Annotated in this window: 18 protein-coding genes; 14 read left to right on the forward strand and 4 right to left on the reverse strand. The window is 68.0% G+C overall.

Annotated elements, in window-relative coordinates:
- Positions 1–17: 17 nt before the first annotated feature.
- Complete coding sequence (locus ACVCL3_RS12065; RefSeq protein WP_447097808.1) at positions 18–1010, reverse strand: homoserine kinase; 993 nt, start codon at positions 1008–1010, stop codon at positions 18–20.
- Entirely contained in the window at positions 1007–2158 is a 1152-nt protein-coding gene (locus ACVCL3_RS12070) for a homoserine dehydrogenase (protein WP_395120572.1), read from the reverse strand. The genes ACVCL3_RS12065 and ACVCL3_RS12070 overlap by 4 nt, the downstream gene beginning before the upstream one ends.
- 384 nt (positions 2159–2542) lie before the next feature.
- Here ACVCL3_RS12070 and ACVCL3_RS12075 point away from each other — a divergent pair, with 384 nt between their 5' ends.
- The 14 genes from ACVCL3_RS12075 to ACVCL3_RS12140 all read left to right on the forward strand — a co-directional run bounded on the left by ACVCL3_RS12075 (position 2543) and on the right by ACVCL3_RS12140 (position 15137).
- Positions 2543–3277: a c-type cytochrome gene (locus ACVCL3_RS12075; protein ID WP_447101410.1), complete on the forward strand. Its 735-nt coding sequence runs from the start codon at positions 2543–2545 to the stop codon at positions 3275–3277.
- Positions 3274–4563 (forward strand): cytochrome c, encoded by a 1290-nt coding sequence (locus tag ACVCL3_RS12080; RefSeq protein WP_447101411.1) that lies wholly within the window; start codon positions 3274–3276, stop codon positions 4561–4563. Before ACVCL3_RS12075 ends, ACVCL3_RS12080 begins: the two co-directional genes overlap by 4 nt.
- A gap of 496 nt (positions 4564–5059) precedes the next feature.
- On the forward strand, positions 5060–5341 hold the full coding sequence (locus ACVCL3_RS12085) for a hypothetical protein (protein ID WP_447101412.1): 282 nt from the start codon (positions 5060–5062) through the stop codon (positions 5339–5341).
- A 2-nt stretch (positions 5342–5343) separates the two neighbouring features.
- The gene (locus ACVCL3_RS12090) at positions 5344–6303 is read left to right on the forward strand and encodes a hypothetical protein (protein WP_447101413.1); all 960 of its coding nucleotides are present in this window, start codon (positions 5344–5346) and stop codon (positions 6301–6303) included.
- Positions 6288–7994: a tyrosinase family protein gene (locus tag ACVCL3_RS12095; protein WP_447101414.1), complete on the forward strand. Its 1707-nt coding sequence runs from the start codon at positions 6288–6290 to the stop codon at positions 7992–7994. Before ACVCL3_RS12090 ends, ACVCL3_RS12095 begins: the two co-directional genes overlap by 16 nt.
- Before the next feature lie 38 nt (positions 7995–8032).
- Positions 8033–8467, forward strand: a complete 435-nt coding sequence (locus tag ACVCL3_RS12100) for a hypothetical protein (protein WP_447101415.1) — start codon at positions 8033–8035, stop codon at positions 8465–8467.
- A 246-nt stretch (positions 8468–8713) separates the two neighbouring features.
- Positions 8714–9952 (forward strand): sugar phosphate isomerase/epimerase family protein, encoded by a 1239-nt coding sequence (locus ACVCL3_RS12105; RefSeq protein WP_447101416.1) that lies wholly within the window; start codon positions 8714–8716, stop codon positions 9950–9952.
- A 3-nt stretch (positions 9953–9955) separates the two neighbouring features.
- Positions 9956–10441, forward strand: a complete 486-nt coding sequence (locus tag ACVCL3_RS12110) for an S-ribosylhomocysteine lyase (protein ID WP_447101417.1) — start codon at positions 9956–9958, stop codon at positions 10439–10441.
- Positions 10438–11571 (forward strand): sedoheptulose 7-phosphate cyclase, encoded by a 1134-nt coding sequence (locus tag ACVCL3_RS12115; protein WP_447101418.1) that lies wholly within the window; start codon positions 10438–10440, stop codon positions 11569–11571. Before ACVCL3_RS12110 ends, ACVCL3_RS12115 begins: the two co-directional genes overlap by 4 nt.
- Positions 11564–12274 (forward strand): bifunctional 2-polyprenyl-6-hydroxyphenol methylase/3-demethylubiquinol 3-O-methyltransferase UbiG, encoded by a 711-nt coding sequence (gene ubiG / locus ACVCL3_RS12120; RefSeq protein ID WP_447101419.1) that lies wholly within the window; start codon positions 11564–11566, stop codon positions 12272–12274. The genes ACVCL3_RS12115 and ubiG overlap by 8 nt, the downstream gene beginning before the upstream one ends.
- 4 nt (positions 12275–12278) lie before the next feature.
- Positions 12279–13166, forward strand: a complete 888-nt coding sequence (locus tag ACVCL3_RS12125) for a UbiA family prenyltransferase (protein WP_447101420.1) — start codon at positions 12279–12281, stop codon at positions 13164–13166.
- Positions 13167–13393: 227 nt separating this feature from the next.
- A complete protein-coding gene (locus tag ACVCL3_RS12130; protein ID WP_447101421.1) occupies positions 13394–14203 on the forward strand; it encodes a TIGR04255 family protein in 810 nt (269 codons plus the stop codon).
- Positions 14200–14670, forward strand: a complete 471-nt coding sequence (locus tag ACVCL3_RS12135) for a hypothetical protein (RefSeq protein ID WP_395120548.1) — start codon at positions 14200–14202, stop codon at positions 14668–14670. The genes ACVCL3_RS12130 and ACVCL3_RS12135 overlap by 4 nt, the downstream gene beginning before the upstream one ends.
- 65 nt (positions 14671–14735) lie before the next feature.
- Positions 14736–15137 (forward strand): hypothetical protein, encoded by a 402-nt coding sequence (locus ACVCL3_RS12140; protein WP_395120546.1) that lies wholly within the window; start codon positions 14736–14738, stop codon positions 15135–15137.
- Positions 15138–15357: 220 nt separating this feature from the next.
- On the opposite strand, the gene ACVCL3_RS12145 is transcribed toward ACVCL3_RS12140, so the two are convergent.
- Together ACVCL3_RS12145 and ACVCL3_RS12150 are read right to left on the reverse strand one after the other, a co-directional pair.
- Complete coding sequence (locus ACVCL3_RS12145; protein ID WP_447101422.1) at positions 15358–16539, reverse strand: YVTN family beta-propeller repeat protein; 1182 nt, start codon at positions 16537–16539, stop codon at positions 15358–15360.
- A 37-nt stretch (positions 16540–16576) separates the two neighbouring features.
- A complete protein-coding gene (locus ACVCL3_RS12150; protein ID WP_447101423.1) occupies positions 16577–17398 on the reverse strand; it encodes a creatininase family protein in 822 nt (273 codons plus the stop codon).
- Positions 17399–17413: the final 15 nt, after the last annotated feature.

The following is a 17413-nucleotide window of genomic DNA, read 5'->3' on the forward strand; positions in this document are numbered from 1 at the left end:
TGCCCGCCCTACGATCATCATGGTTGCGAGTCCTGGTCGAGCGAATCCATCAACTCGGCGGCCGGCCCCTCGATCGGCGACACCCACGCATCGCTGTCCAGCCCGGCGTCGGCGAAGGCGGCCTGCATCGCCACGCTGGCCGCCTCGGCATCGGCGCGGTTGTCGTACCAGCCGAACACGCTGGGGCCGGCGCCGGAGATGCTGGCGCCGAGGGCGTGGTGGTCGAGCGCGGCCTGCTTCACCTGCGCGAAGTGCGGTATCAGCGGGGCGCGGCGCGGTTCCACCAGCACGTCTTTCAGGCCTTCGCGCACCAGCGTCGCGTCGCCGCGTTGGCAGCCGGTCAGCACCAGGGCGAGGTTCGAACTCTGCGCCACGAACTCGCCCAGCTCGTAGTGGCCGGCCAGCGCGGCGCGCGCGCGGCGCGTCTCCAGCACCACGTGCGGATGCACCAGCGCACAGTGCCATGCCGCCGGCACGGCGATGCGCACCAGGCGCTCGTGGGTGGCCAGGACCAGGCCGCCGAGCAGCATCGAGCCGAGGTTGTCGCCGTGGCGGCTGCCGCTGGCCACCGCTTCGCCGTCGAGTGCGAACGGGTACAGCGCCTCGCGCGACAGCGGCTGTTCCAGCAAGGCGTTGGCGGCGACCAGCGCGGCCACGCACGAGGCCGCCGAACCGCCCATGCCCGAGCCCAGCGCAATGCCCTTGTGCAGCACCAGCTCGAAACCGAACGGCAGCTTCAGTGCGCGATGCAGCGACAGCAGCGCGGTGCCGGCCGTGTTGTGCCGCGGGTCGAGCGGCAGGCCTTCCACGCAGCCGCGGATGGCGGCGATGCGCACCACCGGTTCCTCGATGCGGCGCACCTCGGCGCGGTCGCCGGCGCCGGCCACGCTGTGGCCGAGCAGGTCGAAGCCGACGCCGACGTTGCCGACGCTGGCCGGGGCGAAGGCGTGGGCGAGGTGCGGCGGTCGTGCGTGTGCAGCCATGAGCGGTTCCTGTAGCGGCGTGTTCATGCATGCACCGCCAGCGATTCGGCGATGCGCAGCAGGTCGGCGAACACGCCGGCCGCGGTGACCTCCGGCCCGGCGCCCGGACCCTGCACCAGCAGCGGATTATCGCAGTAGCGGCGCGTGCTGAACTGCACCACGTTGTCGGTCAGCCGCGTGTGCGCGAACGCGTGGCTGGCCGGCAGCACCTGCAGTCGCACGCTGGCGTGGCCATGGCGGTCGAGGTGGGCAACATGGCGCAGCACGCCGCCAGCCTCGCGCGAGCGGGCCAGCGCGGCGGCCATCGGCGCATCGAGCTCGCCCAGCCGCGCGAAGAACTCCTCGCGGTCCAGTGCGGCGAGCGATGCCGGCACCAGGCTTTCCAGGTCGACGTCTTCCAGCGACAGCGGCCAGCCAGCCTCGCGCGCCAGGATCACCAGCTTGCGCGCCACGTCCAGGCCGGAAAGATCGTCGCGCGGATCGGGCTCGGTATAGCCCAGCGCATGCGCCTCGCGCACCAGTGCGGAGAACGGTTGCCGGCCGTCGTGGCGGTTGCACAGCCAGGCCAGCGTGCCGGAGAACATGCCTTCCACCGCGAGCAGTTCGTCGCCGGTGTCGAGCAGGTCGCGCAGGGTCTGCACCACCGGCAGGCCGGCGCAGACGGTGGCCTCGCAGCGAAAGCGCGCGCCGCCGGCGCAGGCGGTGTGGATCGCCTGCCAGCGCGGCAGCGGGCCGCTGCCGGCGAGCTTGTTCGGCGTCACCACGTGGATGCCCGCGGCCAGCCACTGCGGATAGTGCGAGGCGACTTCGTCGCTGGCGCTGCAGTCGATCAGCAGCGCGTGGCGGCCGTCGGTGCCGCGCACATGCGCGGCGAACGCGTCCAGATCATTCGGCCGCCAAGTCTGCGCGCCGCCGTGGCGGTCGTTGAGTTCGGCATCGTCGCAATCCAGCCACATGCGCTTGCGGGCGACCACGCCGCAAAGCCTGAGGTCCAGGCCGAGCGTGCGCGCCAGCCGCGGCTGCGCCGCACGCAGCTGGGCGAGCAGGGCGCTGCCGACGCGGCCGGGGCCAATCACGCCCACCGCCAGCGTGCGCAGCCGCGTGCTGCCGGTGGCATGCGGGGACAGCGGCGGCAGCGGAACATGCTTGGCTTGCTCGGGTGCACAGGTGATCACGGTGGCCTCTCCGGTGGAGGCCCGTGCTCGCTGGCGTGTCGGTATCAGCCGGCCCGCCTCGTCGAGGGCGGGCCGTTGCGTGGAAACTTCAGCTGCGCACGACGCTCCGCCCGGGACTCGTAGTACCGGTGGTAATCGTGCGGGTAGTCGTGGCGACGGCGCCCGCGCGCACCGTCGCGGCGCCGGTGCGAACCGGGGCGGCAAACAGGCGGGCGGGGGCTGAAATCGGCGACATGCATCGACCATACGGGCAATGTTGCGCTGCGGTCAACAGATTCATTTGCAACTTTTCGCCTGCCCGGCAGCGGCTTCGGGGGTCGGGTGGCAGTGCGGCAGGATGTCGCGAGTCCCCGGCGAAACGGCGCCCGGGATTACCATGGGCGGATGATCCGTCCCCCTTACCGACGCTCGTCGCTTCGCGCGGCGGTCGCGCTGCTTGCGTTTTGCAGTGCCGCGGCCGCGCTGGCCGCAGCCGCTCCCGACACCCTGGAACAGCGCGTGGCCGCGTGCACCAGTTGCCACGGCGCGCGCGGCGAGGGTTCGCCCGATGGCGTGCTGGCGCCGCGCCTGGCCGGCAAGCCGGCGGGTTACCTGCTGCAGCAACTGGAGTACTTCCAGTCCGGCCAGCGCCGGCACGCGCCGATGGAATACGTGGTGCGCCAGCTGAGCCAGCCCTACCTGCGCCAGATCGCGGAATACTTCGCCGCGCAGGATCTGCCGTACCACCGCTGGCCGCAGCCCGCCGTGTCGGCCGAGGTCCTGCGCCGCGGCGAGCAGGTGGTGCTCCACGGCGATCCCGCCCGCGCCGTGCCTTCGTGCGTAAGCTGCCACGGCGACAAGCTCACCGGCTTCGAGCCGATGATGCCGGGCCTGGTCGGTCTGTCCTCCGGCTACATCAGCAACCAGCTGGTGTCGTGGCGCACGCATACCCGCGCGGCGGAAGGGCCGTATTGCATGGGCGTGGTGGCCAACCGCATGCGCGAGTCGGATATCGCCGCGGTGTCCGCATGGCTGGCCAGCCACGCGCCCGCGGCGGACATGCACCCGCAGCCCGCCGCGGCACAGACGACGCCGCTGCCGGGCTGGTGCGTGATGGGCCACAGCGAGGTGAATCCATGAAGTGGTTGCGACGCGGCGTCGGCTTGCTGGTGGTCCTGCTGCTGATCGGCGCGGCAGCGTGGTGGTATCTCGCGCGCGAGCAGCGCGCACCGTCCACGCCGGTCCAGCGCGAGGCCGATGCGGCCGCGCTGGTCGATCCGGCGCGGATCGAGCGCGGCAAGTACCTGGCCACCGTCGGCGACTGCGCCGCCTGCCACACCGCGCGCGGCGGCCAGCCGTATGCGGGCGGCCGCTCGCTGGCCACGCCGTTCGGCGACGTGCCGGCGCCGAACATCACGCCGGACGCGGACACTGGCATCGGCCAATGGAGCTTCGACGATTTCTGGGCCGCGCTGCACCTGGGCAAGGGTCGCCACGGCCAGCTGCTGTACCCGGTGTTCTCCTACACCTCGTTCACCAGGGTCACGCGCGACGATGCGCTGTCGATCTTCGCCTACCTGAAATCGCTGCCGCCGGTGAACCAGCCGGCGCAGCCGACCGGCCTGGAGTTTCCCTACAACGTGCGCAGCAGCCTGGTGGCGTGGCGCGCGCTGTACTTCAAGCCCGGCGTGTACCAGCCCGATCCCGCGCAGTCGCCGCAGTGGAATCGCGGCGCCTACCTGGTGCAGGGGCTGGGCCATTGCAACGAATGCCACGCGCCGCGCGATTCGCTCGGCGGCATCGAGCAGAACCAGCACCTCACCGGCGGCCAGATCCCGCAGCTGGACTGGTATGCGCCCGATCTCAGCACGCGCAGCGGCGGCGGCCTGGAAGGCTGGAGCGCGCAGGACGTCATCGACCTGCTGAAGACCGGCCAGTCGTCCAAAGGCAGCGCATTCGGACCGATGGCCGACGTGGTGCGGCTGAGCACCCAGCACATGACCGACGCCGACCTGCAGGCGGTGGCGACCTACCTGCAATCGCTGCCGCCACGCGCGCCGGCGGTGGCCGCGACGTTCCGCCCGGCGCCCAGCCACGAGCAGGGCGGCAAGCTCTACGCGAAGCATTGCGCCGATTGCCACGGCGACAACGGCCAGGGCGTGGCCGGCATCTATCCGCCGCTGGACGGCAACACCTCGGTCACCGGACCGACCAGCATCAATGCGATCCGCAGCGTGCTGCTGGGCGGCTTCGCGCCGGCCACCGCGGCCAATCCGCGGCCGTACTCGATGCCGCCATTCGCGCAGCAACTGAGCGACGAGGACGTGGCCGCCGTGGTCAGCTACGTCCGCCAGTCGTGGTCGAACAAGGCCAGCGCGGTGGCGCCCGTCGAGGTGAGCCGCTCGCGGCATACGCCGGTGGATTGAGCCGGGCGCCGGGTAGCGCATGACCCGCCAGCGGAGTGAAAGCGGGTCGGCGCTGCCCCATTCGTCAAGGCGGGGACGCGCGTGGAAGCCGATACAGGGCGGGCTGCGGCGTGCCCGCCGGGATGGCACGTGACTTGCTCACGCCGAACAGGGCGGTGCCGGCAACCGGCATCGCGGGCGGGAGGGGCAGCACGTGCGCGAGAGGAACGCTGCGAACAGGGAACGCGAGACGGCGCAACAACCGGTGCCGCGAACCGAGCCCGTCGCGTGGTGGCAGCGTAGGGCCAGGCCAACTGCCCCGCCCCGCGCCGAGGGACGGCTGGCACGCACGGGGCCGACCGCACCTGCTCGCCCGAACTCCTGGCGCATCGACTCGCGCTCGTCGCTGGCGCAGCTGCGCCACACGTTGTGGCTGCCATTCGCGATCTCGCCTGCCACCCGCATCATCCTTTCCCCACCGATGTTCCGCAGCGCCACGGCGGCTCTGCAGACGCGCGTGAACCGCCTGCACCGGGCGTGCGGATGCGCGGTTGCGGCGTTGGCAGTGTCGGGCTGTTTCGTGGTGCAGCTGGCGTGGTGGATTGCCGGCGGCTTGGGCGTGAGCGCGGGGGCGCTGCTGCGGGGCATCGGCGTACTGGTGGCGGCGGCCGTTCTCGGCAAGCTGGCCGGCATTGTCGGCAACCGCTTGCGTCTGTCCCTGCTGCTGCGTCGCCTGGATCGCTGCCTGGCGCGACGGCCGCGTCGCGCGGTGCGGTTTCCCTTGCCAACGGAGTCGTGACCATGGGGCGGGTATGCAAGGAAGTCCAGGACTGGGTCGAGGAACAGGTCGAGAAACCCATCGAGACCTGGGTGAACCAGTTGCAGAAAGTCTGCGAGGAGCAGGACTGCAACTGGTGGTGCCTGTGCTGCAACAAGTGGCTGTGCTGGATGACCTGGGTACTGGTGAAGGTCGTCACCTTCGTGGTCGTCACCGTCGGCAAGTGGGTTACGCGCGTGGTGTGCGAGATGGTCAACGTCGTGCTCGACGCGATCGGCTTCCTCGTCGAGATGGTTCTCAGCATCCCGATCCTCGGCGGCATTCTGCGCACCATCATCAACTGGGTGACCGAAGTGATCTGGCGCTTGGTCGGCTTGTTCGACTTCCTCGGCTCGCTGCTGGGCATCCGCCTGCGCAAGAAGATGTACTTCGGCGTGGTGGTGCCGTCGGTGAATGGCCGCCCCATCGTCACCGACGCCGATATCCAGCGCCAGGTCGACGCCGCCATCGATCTCTACGATCGTCTGTGCAACATCCGGATGATCTTCACCGGCATCTGCCACACCGATGTCGCGGCTCCCGACGACGGATTGGTAGTTGGCTGCGACGGCGGCGGCTTTTTCAGCGACTGGTGGGTCGGTGGCTCGTATTTCGAGTTCGCCTCCGCCACCTGCAAGCCGAAGGACAGCTTCCGCAGGCTGATCGGACTGGGCGCGGAGATCATCGTGTTCATCGTGCGGGACGTCACCCCGAGCGGAACCAACGGCTGCAGCTTCGCCTCGACTCACAATTACGTGGTCATCGAGGCCAAGCCGACCGACCAGGCGTTCGTGGCTGCCCACGAGATGGGTCACGCCTGCTGGCTGCCGCACGACAGCGACACGGCCAACCTGATGAACCCGGTGACGCCGGTCGCCAACCCGGTGCTCACCAACGTGCAAATCGCGCTGGTGAGGTGGAGCAAGCATTGTGTGTACTTCTGAGCGGGGTCGACGGACATGAGCACATCGGAACGCGGGGATGCGGCAAAGGGAACGCCCGGCTGCAACGTGAGCTCGACGCTCAACTTCACCGTCGGGGTGCTTGCCATTGCCGCTGCCGTGGCCATCGCCAGCGGCCTGTGGTTCTGGCTGCGCTGAGGGGTACATCGTCGTCTCCGCAACGTGCGCCTTTCGAGGGCATTTATCCAACGAGCTGGGAGGGCACCGGGATGAACTACCTGGATCAACCAAGCGACATGAATCGGCGCGTGTTCGTGAAGGGCCTGGGCCTCGTGAGCCTGGGCCTGGTCACCTCGGCGATGTTCGGCGGCTGCGAGCAACTCATCAAGGACATCCAGAACCGGCCCGTGCGCCGTTACCTGCGCACCGGCTCGCCGGAAGTCCAGCACGCGCTGGACGTCTATCGGGAGGCCGTCATCAAGATGCGTGCGCTGCCGGATTCCGACCCGCGCAGCTGGAATGCGCAGGCCGCCCTGCACGGAACGGTCAGCGGCGGCTTCAACCTGTGCCAGCACGGCACCGTGCATTTCTTCTCCTGGCACCGCGCCTATCTGCTGTATTTCGAACGCATCTGCCAGCAACTGACCGGGGAGAAGAGCTTCGGCCTGCCCTACTGGAACTGGAACCGGTACCCCGCGATGCATCCGGCGTTCACGGCCGCCGGCAGCGCCCTCGGCCATCCGCGCAGCAACACCACCGTCGGGTCGAATGCCGCGTTCAACGATCCGACCATGACCACCATTCTCTCGGATGCGAACTTCATCACCTTCAGCTCGCAGCTCGAAGGCACGCCGCACAACACGGCACACGTCATCATCGGCATGGACATGGGTACGGGTGGCTCGCCGCAGGACCCGATTTTCTGGGCGCATCACTGCATGGTCGATTACTGCTGGGCCAAGTGGAACATCGAACTGCACAACGACAACCCGAGCGATCCGACCTGGATCAACACCACGTGGAATCATTTCGTCGATGGCAACGGAAACCCCGTCAGCATCAGCGCGGGTGTCACGCCGCTGCTGCCGCTGCTCAGCTACCGCTACGAAAGCAGCAGGGTCGGGGACTTTGCCACGCCGCTGGACATGCTCAGGCTGAGCGCGCAGCAGGCCAAGCTGATCGAGGCGCGCATCCGCAAGGGTGCGCCGGTGCGATTCGACATCAGGCGACGCGTGCCGATCGCCGCAAACGTAACGCTTCGCCTGGACCGCCCGGTGTCACGGCAGGCCCGCCTGACGACCGCGGACCTTGCGGCACTGCTGGAGTCCGACGCGCGCCGGGAACGCGTGTTCTTGAACGTGGACTACGCGCAGCAGCCGCAAGCCAACGACTTCTTCGTGCGCGTGTTCATCAACCTGCCGGATGCCAATGCGCAGACACCGACCAGCGACATCCACTACGCCGGCAGCTACGCTTTTTTCGGGACGCAGGCCACGTCCGACGATTCCGGTGATCACCCGTCGCATCATCACAAGACCGACTTCATCATCGATGTGACGCAGACGCTGAAGCGGCTGCACCGGAACGGCGTGGTGCGAACCGACCAGCCGCTGGCGGTGCAGATCGTGGCCGTGCCGGCCGAGGGCAAGTTCCGGCAACCGGCGATGCCGCTGATGCTGAAGAACGTCGGTTTCCTCATCGCGCCGGTACACGTGAGGGCCAGCGACGGATGAGCTTTCCCGGGCGCACCGGCCATCGGATACGGCAGCGCATGCAACTGCTGCTGGTGACACTGTGCCTGCATGCCGCCTGCGCCGGCGTGGCCGCCGGTGGCCACGAGCATGCCAGTTGCGCGGGCTCCGGGCACCGGTTGAGCCTGGCGGCGCCGACGCTGGAACAGCCTGTCGAGGCCGCTTCCGTCGCCGCGTCGGAGCAGGCGTTCGTCCGGGTGGTGGTCGCCGGGGTGGTCAATCCGCAGCGGATACCGATTTCCTTCGTGGTGCGTTTCCACGCCCGCGATGGCAAGGCCGGCTACCTCGGAAGCTTCAGCTTGTTTCCGCCGGACAACCCCGGCACGTTCATCGTCGCGACCGGGGGCAAACTGGAGGCGGGAGGAAGGGTGAGCATCACGCTCGTCCCGTTGCAGCCGGTGCCGGCGATGCAGGTCGTGAGCGTCTGCGTGGGCTCGGTGCGGTTCATCCGATGAGCCGCCCGGTATCGGTCCAGCGCGATCCGCGGCGGATCGCGAGGCCGCCTCGCGCCACGGCCGAGGGTGGTGGTGAAGGACAAATCCGGCGAACGCGGCGCACGATGGCGGTCGCCGGCATCGACGCGTTTTGTCGCGCCCGCTTCCCGTTGCCGCTTTCGTTGACCTGAATCAAGGCGACCCGGCCACCGCGCCGACACGCTTGCGCCACTTTGTCCACACCGGGCTCACGCTCCGGCACGGCGCATGATCGATCTCGCGTACAGCAGCTTCGGACTCACCCGTTTGCCCTTCCTCGATGCCATCGACGCGGTGGCGCGCGCGGGCTATGCGGGGATGGAGATCGCCTTTCATCGCGACCACTTCAATCCGTTCGACCTCGGCGACGACGATCTCGGTGCAGTGAAGCATCGACTGGCGCGCGCCGGCATCGCGCCGGCCTGCGTGGCCACCGCCTCGCACTTCTTCACGCCCTCGCGGCCGCACGAGCCTTCGCTGATGTCGCTGGACACGGCCGGGCGCAAGCGGCGCGTCGACCTGGTCAAGCGCGGCATTCGCGTGGCGCGCCGGCTGGGCACGAACCTGGTCACCTGCGGCAGCGGCTTCGTGCGCGAAGAGCATGTGCGCCAGCCGCAGGTGGACCCGCTCGACGTGCTGGCCGAGTCCATTCGGGAATGCCTGACCGAGATCCGCGACGACGAGGACATCACCCTGCTGATCGAACCCGAGCCCGGCATGGCGATCGAGACGCTGGCGCAGGGCCAGGCGCTGATCGCCGCGGTCGGTTCGCCGCGCTTCGCGCTGCACATCGACCTCTGCCATGCCTACTGCTCCGAGCCGGACTACCTCGCCGCGCTGGCGCAGGCCGCGCCGCAGGCGCGTTACCTGCACATCTCCGATGCGCGCGCGGGCTGGAACCTGAAGATCGCGGAAGACAGCGACGCGCTCGCCGTCAACCTCGACCACGCCAGCACGCTGGTGTATTTCCCCGACGGTGCCGACTACCTCTTGCTGGATGGCAGTCACCCGCTGTACTTCGCCGATCGCGCGCCGGATGCCGCGCGGCAGCGGCGCATCGATGCCCTGCTGGCGCGTGCCGGTCTCGCGCGAGCGGCACGCTGGGTGGATTACGGCAGCCTGCACGCCGGCACCTCGCCGCTGGACGACGAGATCTTCACCTACCTGATCTCGGTGCCCGGCATCAGCTTCGACGCGCTGGAGCGCGCCCACCCGATCCTCGCCTGGTTGCGCGGCGCGCGCGGCCCCGCGCTGGTGGACGCCATGGTCGCCAACACGCGCACCGGCATCGTGCATTTCCACGAGATCCCCGGCGAGGGCACGCTGGATCTGGCGGCCAGCTTCGCCGCGCTGAACGCGCACGGCTTCCATGGCTTCGGTTCGGTCGAGCTTTATCACCACGTGGATGCGTGGCAGGAGGCGTTGCAGGCCAGCCATCGCCACCTCGCCGCGATCGCGCAGGGCTGATCGATGCGGATCGACCTCGACGCCTGGGGCTGGGCCGCCGACACCGTCGGCGAGCTGGACCACCGCCGGTTGAAGGCACCCAGCGTGAAGTTGCGCGGCGTGCACGCGGGGGCGGGCGGCGACGTGGTCTGCACCATCGACCTGCGCTGGCGCCTGCCCAATGCCGACGCCTGCCTGAGCACGGTCGAGGCGCATTCGCTGGAGCACTTCCTGCTGGAGGGTTTCGGCCGCCTGCTGCCGGGGCACTTCATCGGCGTGGGCGTGATGGGCTGCCGGACCGGTTTCTACCTCACGCTGTTGAACGAGGGCCGCCGCGAGGTGATCGAGCGGACCCTGGAAACCGTGCTCTACGGCGTGCTCGGCGCCACCGCCGTGCCCTACGCGCGCATCGAGCAATGCGGCTACTGGCGCCACCACGACCTGGCCGCCGCGCAGGCGGTGGCGCGCGAGGTGCTGGCGCAACGCGCGGCATGGCGGGAGGTCGCGTGAACGCGGCGGTCACGCGTTGGCGGGTCAGCGAGACGCGTCGCGTCGAGTACGAGCTGTGCAACGTCGCGGACGTGTTCGATCCGGCCTGCGACGCCTTGCTGGCCGACGGCCGTCGCGCCGGCGGCCGCCGCTTCGTGGTGGTGGACGAGGTGGTGCTGCGTCACCACGGCGTGCGCCTCGCCGCCTACTTTGCGCAGCACGACGTGACCGCGCGCATCGTCGCGCTGCCCGGCGGCGAGGGCGGCAAGACGATGGAGGCGTGGCAGCACCTGCTGCGCGCGCTGGACGAGTTCCCCATCCACCGCCGCGACGAGCCGATCCTCGCCATCGGCGGCGGCGTGCTCACCGACGTGGTCGGCTTCGTGGCCTCCAGCTATCGCCGCGGCGTGCCGCACATCAAGGTGCCCACCACCTTGATGGGCTACGTGGATGCGGCGGTGGGGATCAAGACCGGGATCAACTTCAACGGCCGCAAGAACCGCCTCGGCAGCTTCGAGCCGCCGCGCCGCGTGCTGCTGGATCGCAGCTTGCTGCGCACGCTGCCGCGCCGCCACCTGCACAACGGCGTGTGCGAGATCATCAAGCTCGCCGTGATCAAGGATGCGGCGCTGTTCGCGCAACTGGAACGCCACGGCGCCGCCAGCGTGGCCGGCGCGTTCCAGGGCGAGCACGGCGGCGCCATCCTCGACCGCAGCATCGACGACATGCTGCAGGAGCTGGCGCCCAACCTGTTCGAGGACGAGCTGGCACGCGTGGTCGACTTCGGCCACAGCTTCAGCTACGGCCTGGAAACGCGCCACGAGGATCGCCTGCTGCACGGCGAGGCGGTGCTGCTGGACATCCTGGTCTCCGTCGCCATCGCCCACCATCGCGGCCTGCTCGCCGATGCCGCCGCCGCGCGCATCCTCGCCCTGGTCGGCCGGCTCGGCCTCGCGCCGCCGCTGGAACTGCTCGACGGCGCGCTGATGTGGCAATCGCTGCTCGATCGCGTCGAGCACCGCAATGGCGCCCAGCGCGTGCCGCTGCCGATCGCCGTCGGTGCCGGCGTGTTCGTCAACGACATCCGCCGCGGCGAACTCGACGCCGCCATCGCCACCCTGCAATCCTGGATCGCACCCGCCCATGACTGACTCGCCGAATGTTGACGCCGCGGAGATCGCGCACTTCGACCGCATCGCCCAACTGTGGTGGGACCCGCACGGCAAGATGGGCCAGTTGCACGCCATCAACGGCCTGCGCCTGCGCTTCATCACCGATCGGCTGACCGGCACCGCGCCGCGCGTCGTGGACGTGGGCTGCGGCGGCGGCATCCTCGCCGAGGCGCTGGCGAAGCACGGCGCGCGGGTCACCGGCATCGACCTGTCCACGCTGTCGCTCAAGGTCGCGCGCCAGCATGCCGAGCGCGGCGCACTGGCCATCGACTACCGCGAGATCGACGTGGAAACACTGGCGCGCGAGGAAGCCGGCACGTTCGACGCGGTGACCTGCATGGAGATGCTCGAACACGTGCCCGAGCCGGCGCGCGTGATTGCCGCCTGCGCACGATTGCTCAAGCCCGGCGGCGTGGCGTTCTTCTCCACCATCAACCGCAACCTCAAGGCCTTCGCCTTCGCCATCGTGGCCGGCGAGTACATCCTCGGCCTGCTGCCGCGCGGCACGCACAGCTACCGCAAGCTGATCCGCCCGACCGAGATGCGCACGTGGGCAAGTGCGGCGGGGCTGCAGTTCAACGCCGTGGCGAGCCTCATGTACCACCCGCTCAAGCGCAGCTTCCGCGTGGCGCCGGGGCGCGAGGACATCAACTACATGGCCAGCTTCACGAAGCGGGGTTGAACACATGCGCCGCTTCCTCGCCCTCTCGCGCTCGCTGCATGGCGTGCTCGACATCGCCATGCCCGGCTTCGTCGCCCTGCTGTGGCTCGGCCATTTCCCCGCCTGGCCGGTGCTGGCGCTCTGCCTGGGCACCGCACTGGCCGGCTATACCGCGATCTACGCGCTGAACGACCTGGCCGGCGTCCGCGACGACCGCCAGAAGGTGGCGCGCGGGCTCACCCCCGGCTACGCGGTGGAGGCCTCCACGATGCGCTACCCGCTGGCACAGAACCTGATCAGCATGAAAGGCGCGCTGGCCTGGTTCGGCCTGTGGTTCGCGCTGGCCGTGCTCGGCATCTGGCTGCTCAACCCGTGGATCCTCGCCATCCTCATCGCCGCGGCGCTGCTGGAACTGGCCTACGTGAAACTGCTCAAGGTCACCTGGTGGCGCACCGTGGTCAGCGGCCTGGTGAAATCCGCCGGCCCCGTCGCCGCCGTGTTCGCGGTAGTGCCGTCGCCCTCGCTGGCGGGACTGGCGCTGATGCTGGGCTGGCTGATGCTGTGGGAAGTCGGCGGGCAGAATATCCCCGCCGACTGGAACGACCTTGAGGAGGATCGCGCCATCGGCGCGCGCACCATCCCGCTGGTGTTCGGCCTGCGCGTCGCCGGCTGGCTGGTGCTCGGGCTGCTCGGTCTCGTCGTGGCCGGCAGCCTGCTGCTGGCGAGGCTCTCGCCACTGATGCTCGGCTGGCCATTCCAGCTCGCCGTGTTGCTGGCTGGTGTGGTGCTGCTGGTGGTGCCGGCGGTGCGGCTGGCGGTGACCCGCGATGGCCGCGCTGCGGCGCGACTGTTTGATCGTTCCAGTTTGTATCCGCTGGCGTTGTTGCTGATCGTGACCGTAGTCGTGTTGTAGCCTTGAGTGCGCTGGCAGCGCCGAGGTCTGCAGCGTGACCCAGGGAAGGCGGCGAGAAGTGTGCTGATGCCCGTTACAGAAGTCCGCTTTCGGTCCATCGCGGTCAGTGACGACGGTCCGTGAGATTCAGTTGTGCAACCTCAGTGTCGTGCATCTACTCTCGCCACGAGAGTAGGTATCAGTGTTCATGGTCTGCCTCTATAATCCGAAGAACGAGGAGCCGCCCAGTGAACGAAACTTTCCGGAACGCGCCACTGGTCGAAATCGTTGCCGAGTTGCGTTGGCAAGTACCGCAACTGGCGGCCGCCGATCAGGCAGGGAACCCGATTCAGCTTCCCATCGTCCTGGCCGACAATGCCATGGCCGCGTTGTTCCATCGAACAACCACCGCCGTAGGTAATCATGGGTTTGATCGACTCGAACAACTGCTTCCACCTGGCTCATCAATGCCTGTGTTGTTGCCACAGATGATGTATCGGTATAGACGCACGGACGAAGTGCCCGTATTGGCACAGATAGGACCAGGGATGTTCAGCGTCAACGCGTTGCCGCCTTACAAGTCATGGAAGGAGTTCCATCCCCATTTGGAGGGGGGGATCGAAGGCCTGCTCGAAGCGCTGACTGACAAGCCTGAACTGAATGTTAATCTGCGCTATATCGATGCCTTCAAACACGCCTTGACCTCCGGACGTGATGCCAAAGCATTCGCTATAGAGGTCCTAGGCTTTTGTTTGGAGTTGCCGCCCACATTGCAGGCACGACTGACCGAAGGCGTACAGGCACGAATGTCGTTCCAAGTGGGGCTGCCAGTGCCTGGGATGTCGATGACCATCACGGTCTCTGACGGCCGGCTTGGGACGGATTCCGTCGTGTTGATGAATACTGACGTGCGCATTGAAAATGCACTCCCAAGCGACAAACAGGCTATTCTGTCGGCCTTGGACAAGGCGCACGATCTGATTCATGGAACTTTCGTGGACATGACCCAGTCCATACAGGACAAGTTGCAATCGGTTCCAGTCGGGGGGAACGCATGATGCTCATGGCAGTCACGATGCCGGTCAACTACGACAATGGCGCGTCGATCACCTACGCACAGCCCGCACCGCAAGCACGCTCGGAGTGGACCGGCGATGCCTTCAATCCTGCGCACCTGTTTGAAGCAAGCCTGCGCCAGCGCTTGGCTGAGTTGAAGTCATTGGTGGCAGGCTGGGATGGCGAAGGTGCCGAGTCGATCAGCACCCTAACCCTGCAGCAAGCCCAGAGCGTCGGCCTGCGTTTGCTGAATCGCACTCCCCCACCGGAAATCACGCCCAACGCTGGTGACACCCTAACTTTCGAATGGGAGTCCGACGCAGGCTCCGCCCTGCTCGAAATCGGCCACACCACTTACAGCTTCTTGATGAAGACTAAGTCAGGCAAGCGCACGACCGACATGGGATCGTTGGGTAATATCACCGACATCGACAATCTTGGCTCGCTCGTCCAGCGTGCCTTGTTTTAAAAGGGGCTCGCCCGTTGGAGGGGGATTTGCCGGTTGAAATAGCGCCAGACGAAGTCATCGTCAGAGTGATCAAGACTCCATATCACTACGATGAGAAGAAGGGGCGGCTGAAATCGGCAGCATTTAGACCGCTGGCCGAAAGAGACGATGTGAGCGTGATGCGCAAACGCCATCTAGGCAACGATGGCTGTAAGGACAAAGCCGTTGAAATCGCGGCGAAGACTTACATAGGGTTGGCAGCCTTGCGGGCGGAAGAAGTCGATGCAGCAAAGGCGCGCGTGACAGATTCACGCGAAGGCCTTTTCATAGGTCATGCACATATCGAACAAGGCACGCCCGCGCCACCTCGTGGTCAGACGGCCGACCCGGATTTAATCGAGCGCTGGAAAGCATTGGCAGATACGGCGCGCTATTACAAGGATGGCGAGCCGCAAACGCCCGGCTGGCATGGGCCAGATATCGTCTAGCCTTCATCGCGCGAACGTGCCCCTCGAGCCATCGGACGGGGCATGCAGTAGGCCGATGACGCTCTTCCCGATGGGCGTTCTTCCCGTAGTACCCGTGCCCCTATCGCCCTAGGGATGCTTGAACAGCCCGTCATCCCGACGAAAGCCGGGATCCAGTGTCTTGGCGTTTGGTTGAAGGCGCTGGATCCAGCTTTCGCTGGAATGACGAGCAGGGTGCGCCCTACCGCATGATCCCCGTATGCCCCAACGAATACCGCCCCGGCTGCGGCCACACGGTGAGGCCATGCGGTTCCATGCCGACCTTGATCTTGCGCACCTTGCCGGTGGTGGTGTCGATGGCGTAGACGACGTCGTCGAAGCGGCCGGAGAGCCACAGCATGCGGCCGTCGGCGCTGACGTTGCCCATGTCGGGGCTGCCGCCGTGGGGGATCGGCCAGGTGGCGACGACCTGGCGGGTGGCGAAGTCGATCACCGAGACGCTGCCCTTGCCCTTGCGTGGACCGTGGATCTTGTGCGTGCCGCGGTTGGCCACGTACAGGCGCGTGCCGTCGCGGCTGGGGTAGAGGCCGTGGGTGCCGATGCCGGTGGCGATGAAGCCGATCTTGGTGAAGCTGTCGCCGTCGATCAGGTAGACGCCGTCGGCCATCATGTCGGCGACGTAGAACACCTTGCCGTCGGGCGAGACGCGGATGTCCTGCGGCATGCCGCGGTGTTTCAGCGGCAGGTAGCCGAGCACCTTGTGCGCGGCCATGTCGATCTTGGCCAGCTTGCCGCCGAACTCGCAGGTGAAGATCGCGTAGCGCCCGTCGATGGAAAAGTCGGCGTGGTTGATGCCCTTGCAGCCGGGCACCGGCAGGCGGAACTGCAGCGCCATGGTGTGCGGGTCGCGGAAATCGAGCCGGGCGTCTTCCTCGGCAACCACGATGGCCTGCTTGCCGTCCGGGCTGAAGTACATGTTGTACGGGTCGTCGACCGCCACCGCCTGGCCGGGCTTGCCGGTGGTCGGGTCGATCGGGGTGAGGCTGCCGTCGGGGCGGTCCTCGGCGTTGTTGGTGACCCACAGCGTGCGCAGGTCGTAGGCCGGCACCACGTGCTGCGGGCTGCGGCCCACCTTGAAGGTGTCGACCACCTTGAACGTCACCGGGTCGATCACGCTGACGCTGTCCGAGCGCAGGTTGGGCACGTAGATGCGCGCCAGCGCGCCGGCCACCGCGGGGCTGAGCATGTTGACGCCGGCATCGCCATAGAGGTTGGCCGGGTTGGTCACCGGCGGCATGCCGGCGACGGTCTGCACGCCGCCGGCGAACGCCGCGCCGCTGGCGAGCCAGGCGAGCAGGGCGAAGCCGGCGCGACGGCGCGGGTGAGAGCGGTGTGCGTTGATGGTGAAAGTCCTCGGCAGCATGTCCGGTCCACGAATGTCGGTTGGGGGTGCGGGCAGGTCAGTGTCCAGCGACGTCCTTGCGGATCGCCTCGACCGTCTGCGCCACGATCAGGTCCACGCCGAGCTGGCCCAGCGCGGCGGTGGCGCGACGCGGGTCGCCGCCGTAGACGCCGTCGGCCGCGCCCGGCGCGCTCGCGTGGCGCAGTGTATCGGCGCGCACCATCGACGGTGCGACTGCCAGCTGAAGCGAGGTGTCGGCGAGCGCCGCGTGGGTGCCGATCTCGTCGTCGCGGTAACCGCGCCGGCGCAGCAGCGCGGCGTAGCCGGTGGAGCTGGCGGCGTAGTATTCCGGCGGCGCGAACGCGCGCTTGGGCGAACCGGCCCAGTGCTTGTTGAGCTGGTCCACCACGCGGCGCAGGTCGCGCTGGTAGCCGCCGTGGTCGCCGAGCAGCACGACGTGGCGAAAGCCGTGCGCGGCCAGGCTTTCGGCCGCCGACGCCAGCATCTGCTCGAACGCGGCATCGGGCACCGTGATGGTGCCGGGAAAACGCATGTGCCCGCTCGGCGGCGCGATGTTGCCCTCGGGCACGTAGGCGACCACCGGCGCCACCAGCGCGTTGCCCAGCGCGCGCGCGATCCGCTCGGCCAGCGCCGCGGCGCGCGCGTTGTGCTTGCCCAGCGCGATATACGGCCCGCTCTGCTCGGTACCGCCGATCGGGATGATGACGGTGGTGCTGCCGGTCTCGATGCGCGCGCGCAACTCGGTCCAGGTCAGTTCCTGCAACTGCACCGTGGGCGGCTGCGCGCAGGCCGCCTGCGCCAGCATCAGCAGCAGGGCGAGGCCGAGGAGCTTGCGGTGATTCAGCAGGAACTTGCGCACGCGGGCGGGGAGGGG

This window comes from Rhodanobacter sp. UC4437_H4, assembly GCF_052978425.1.

Coding starts and splice junctions, on each gene's coding strand:
- ACVCL3_RS12075 (WP_447101410.1), top strand. CDS start 2,543: ATGATCCGTCCCCCTTACCGACGCTCGTCGCTTCGCGCGGCGGTCGCG.
- ACVCL3_RS12065 (WP_447097808.1), bottom strand. CDS start 1,010: ATGAACACGCCGCTACAGGAACCGCTCATGGCTGCACACGCACGACCG.
- ACVCL3_RS12105 (WP_447101416.1), top strand. CDS start 8,714: ATGATCGATCTCGCGTACAGCAGCTTCGGACTCACCCGTTTGCCCTTC.
- ACVCL3_RS12145 (WP_447101422.1), bottom strand. CDS start 16,539: ATGCTGCCGAGGACTTTCACCATCAACGCACACCGCTCTCACCCGCGC.
- ACVCL3_RS12100 (WP_447101415.1), top strand. CDS start 8,033: ATGCAACTGCTGCTGGTGACACTGTGCCTGCATGCCGCCTGCGCCGGC.
- ACVCL3_RS12090 (WP_447101413.1), top strand. CDS start 5,344: ATGGGGCGGGTATGCAAGGAAGTCCAGGACTGGGTCGAGGAACAGGTC.
- ACVCL3_RS12125 (WP_447101420.1), top strand. CDS start 12,279: ATGCGCCGCTTCCTCGCCCTCTCGCGCTCGCTGCATGGCGTGCTCGAC.
- ubiG (WP_447101419.1), top strand. CDS start 11,564: ATGACTGACTCGCCGAATGTTGACGCCGCGGAGATCGCGCACTTCGAC.
- ACVCL3_RS12110 (WP_447101417.1), top strand. CDS start 9,956: ATGCGGATCGACCTCGACGCCTGGGGCTGGGCCGCCGACACCGTCGGC.
- ACVCL3_RS12080 (WP_447101411.1), top strand. CDS start 3,274: ATGAAGTGGTTGCGACGCGGCGTCGGCTTGCTGGTGGTCCTGCTGCTG.
- ACVCL3_RS12135 (WP_395120548.1), top strand. CDS start 14,200: ATGATGCTCATGGCAGTCACGATGCCGGTCAACTACGACAATGGCGCG.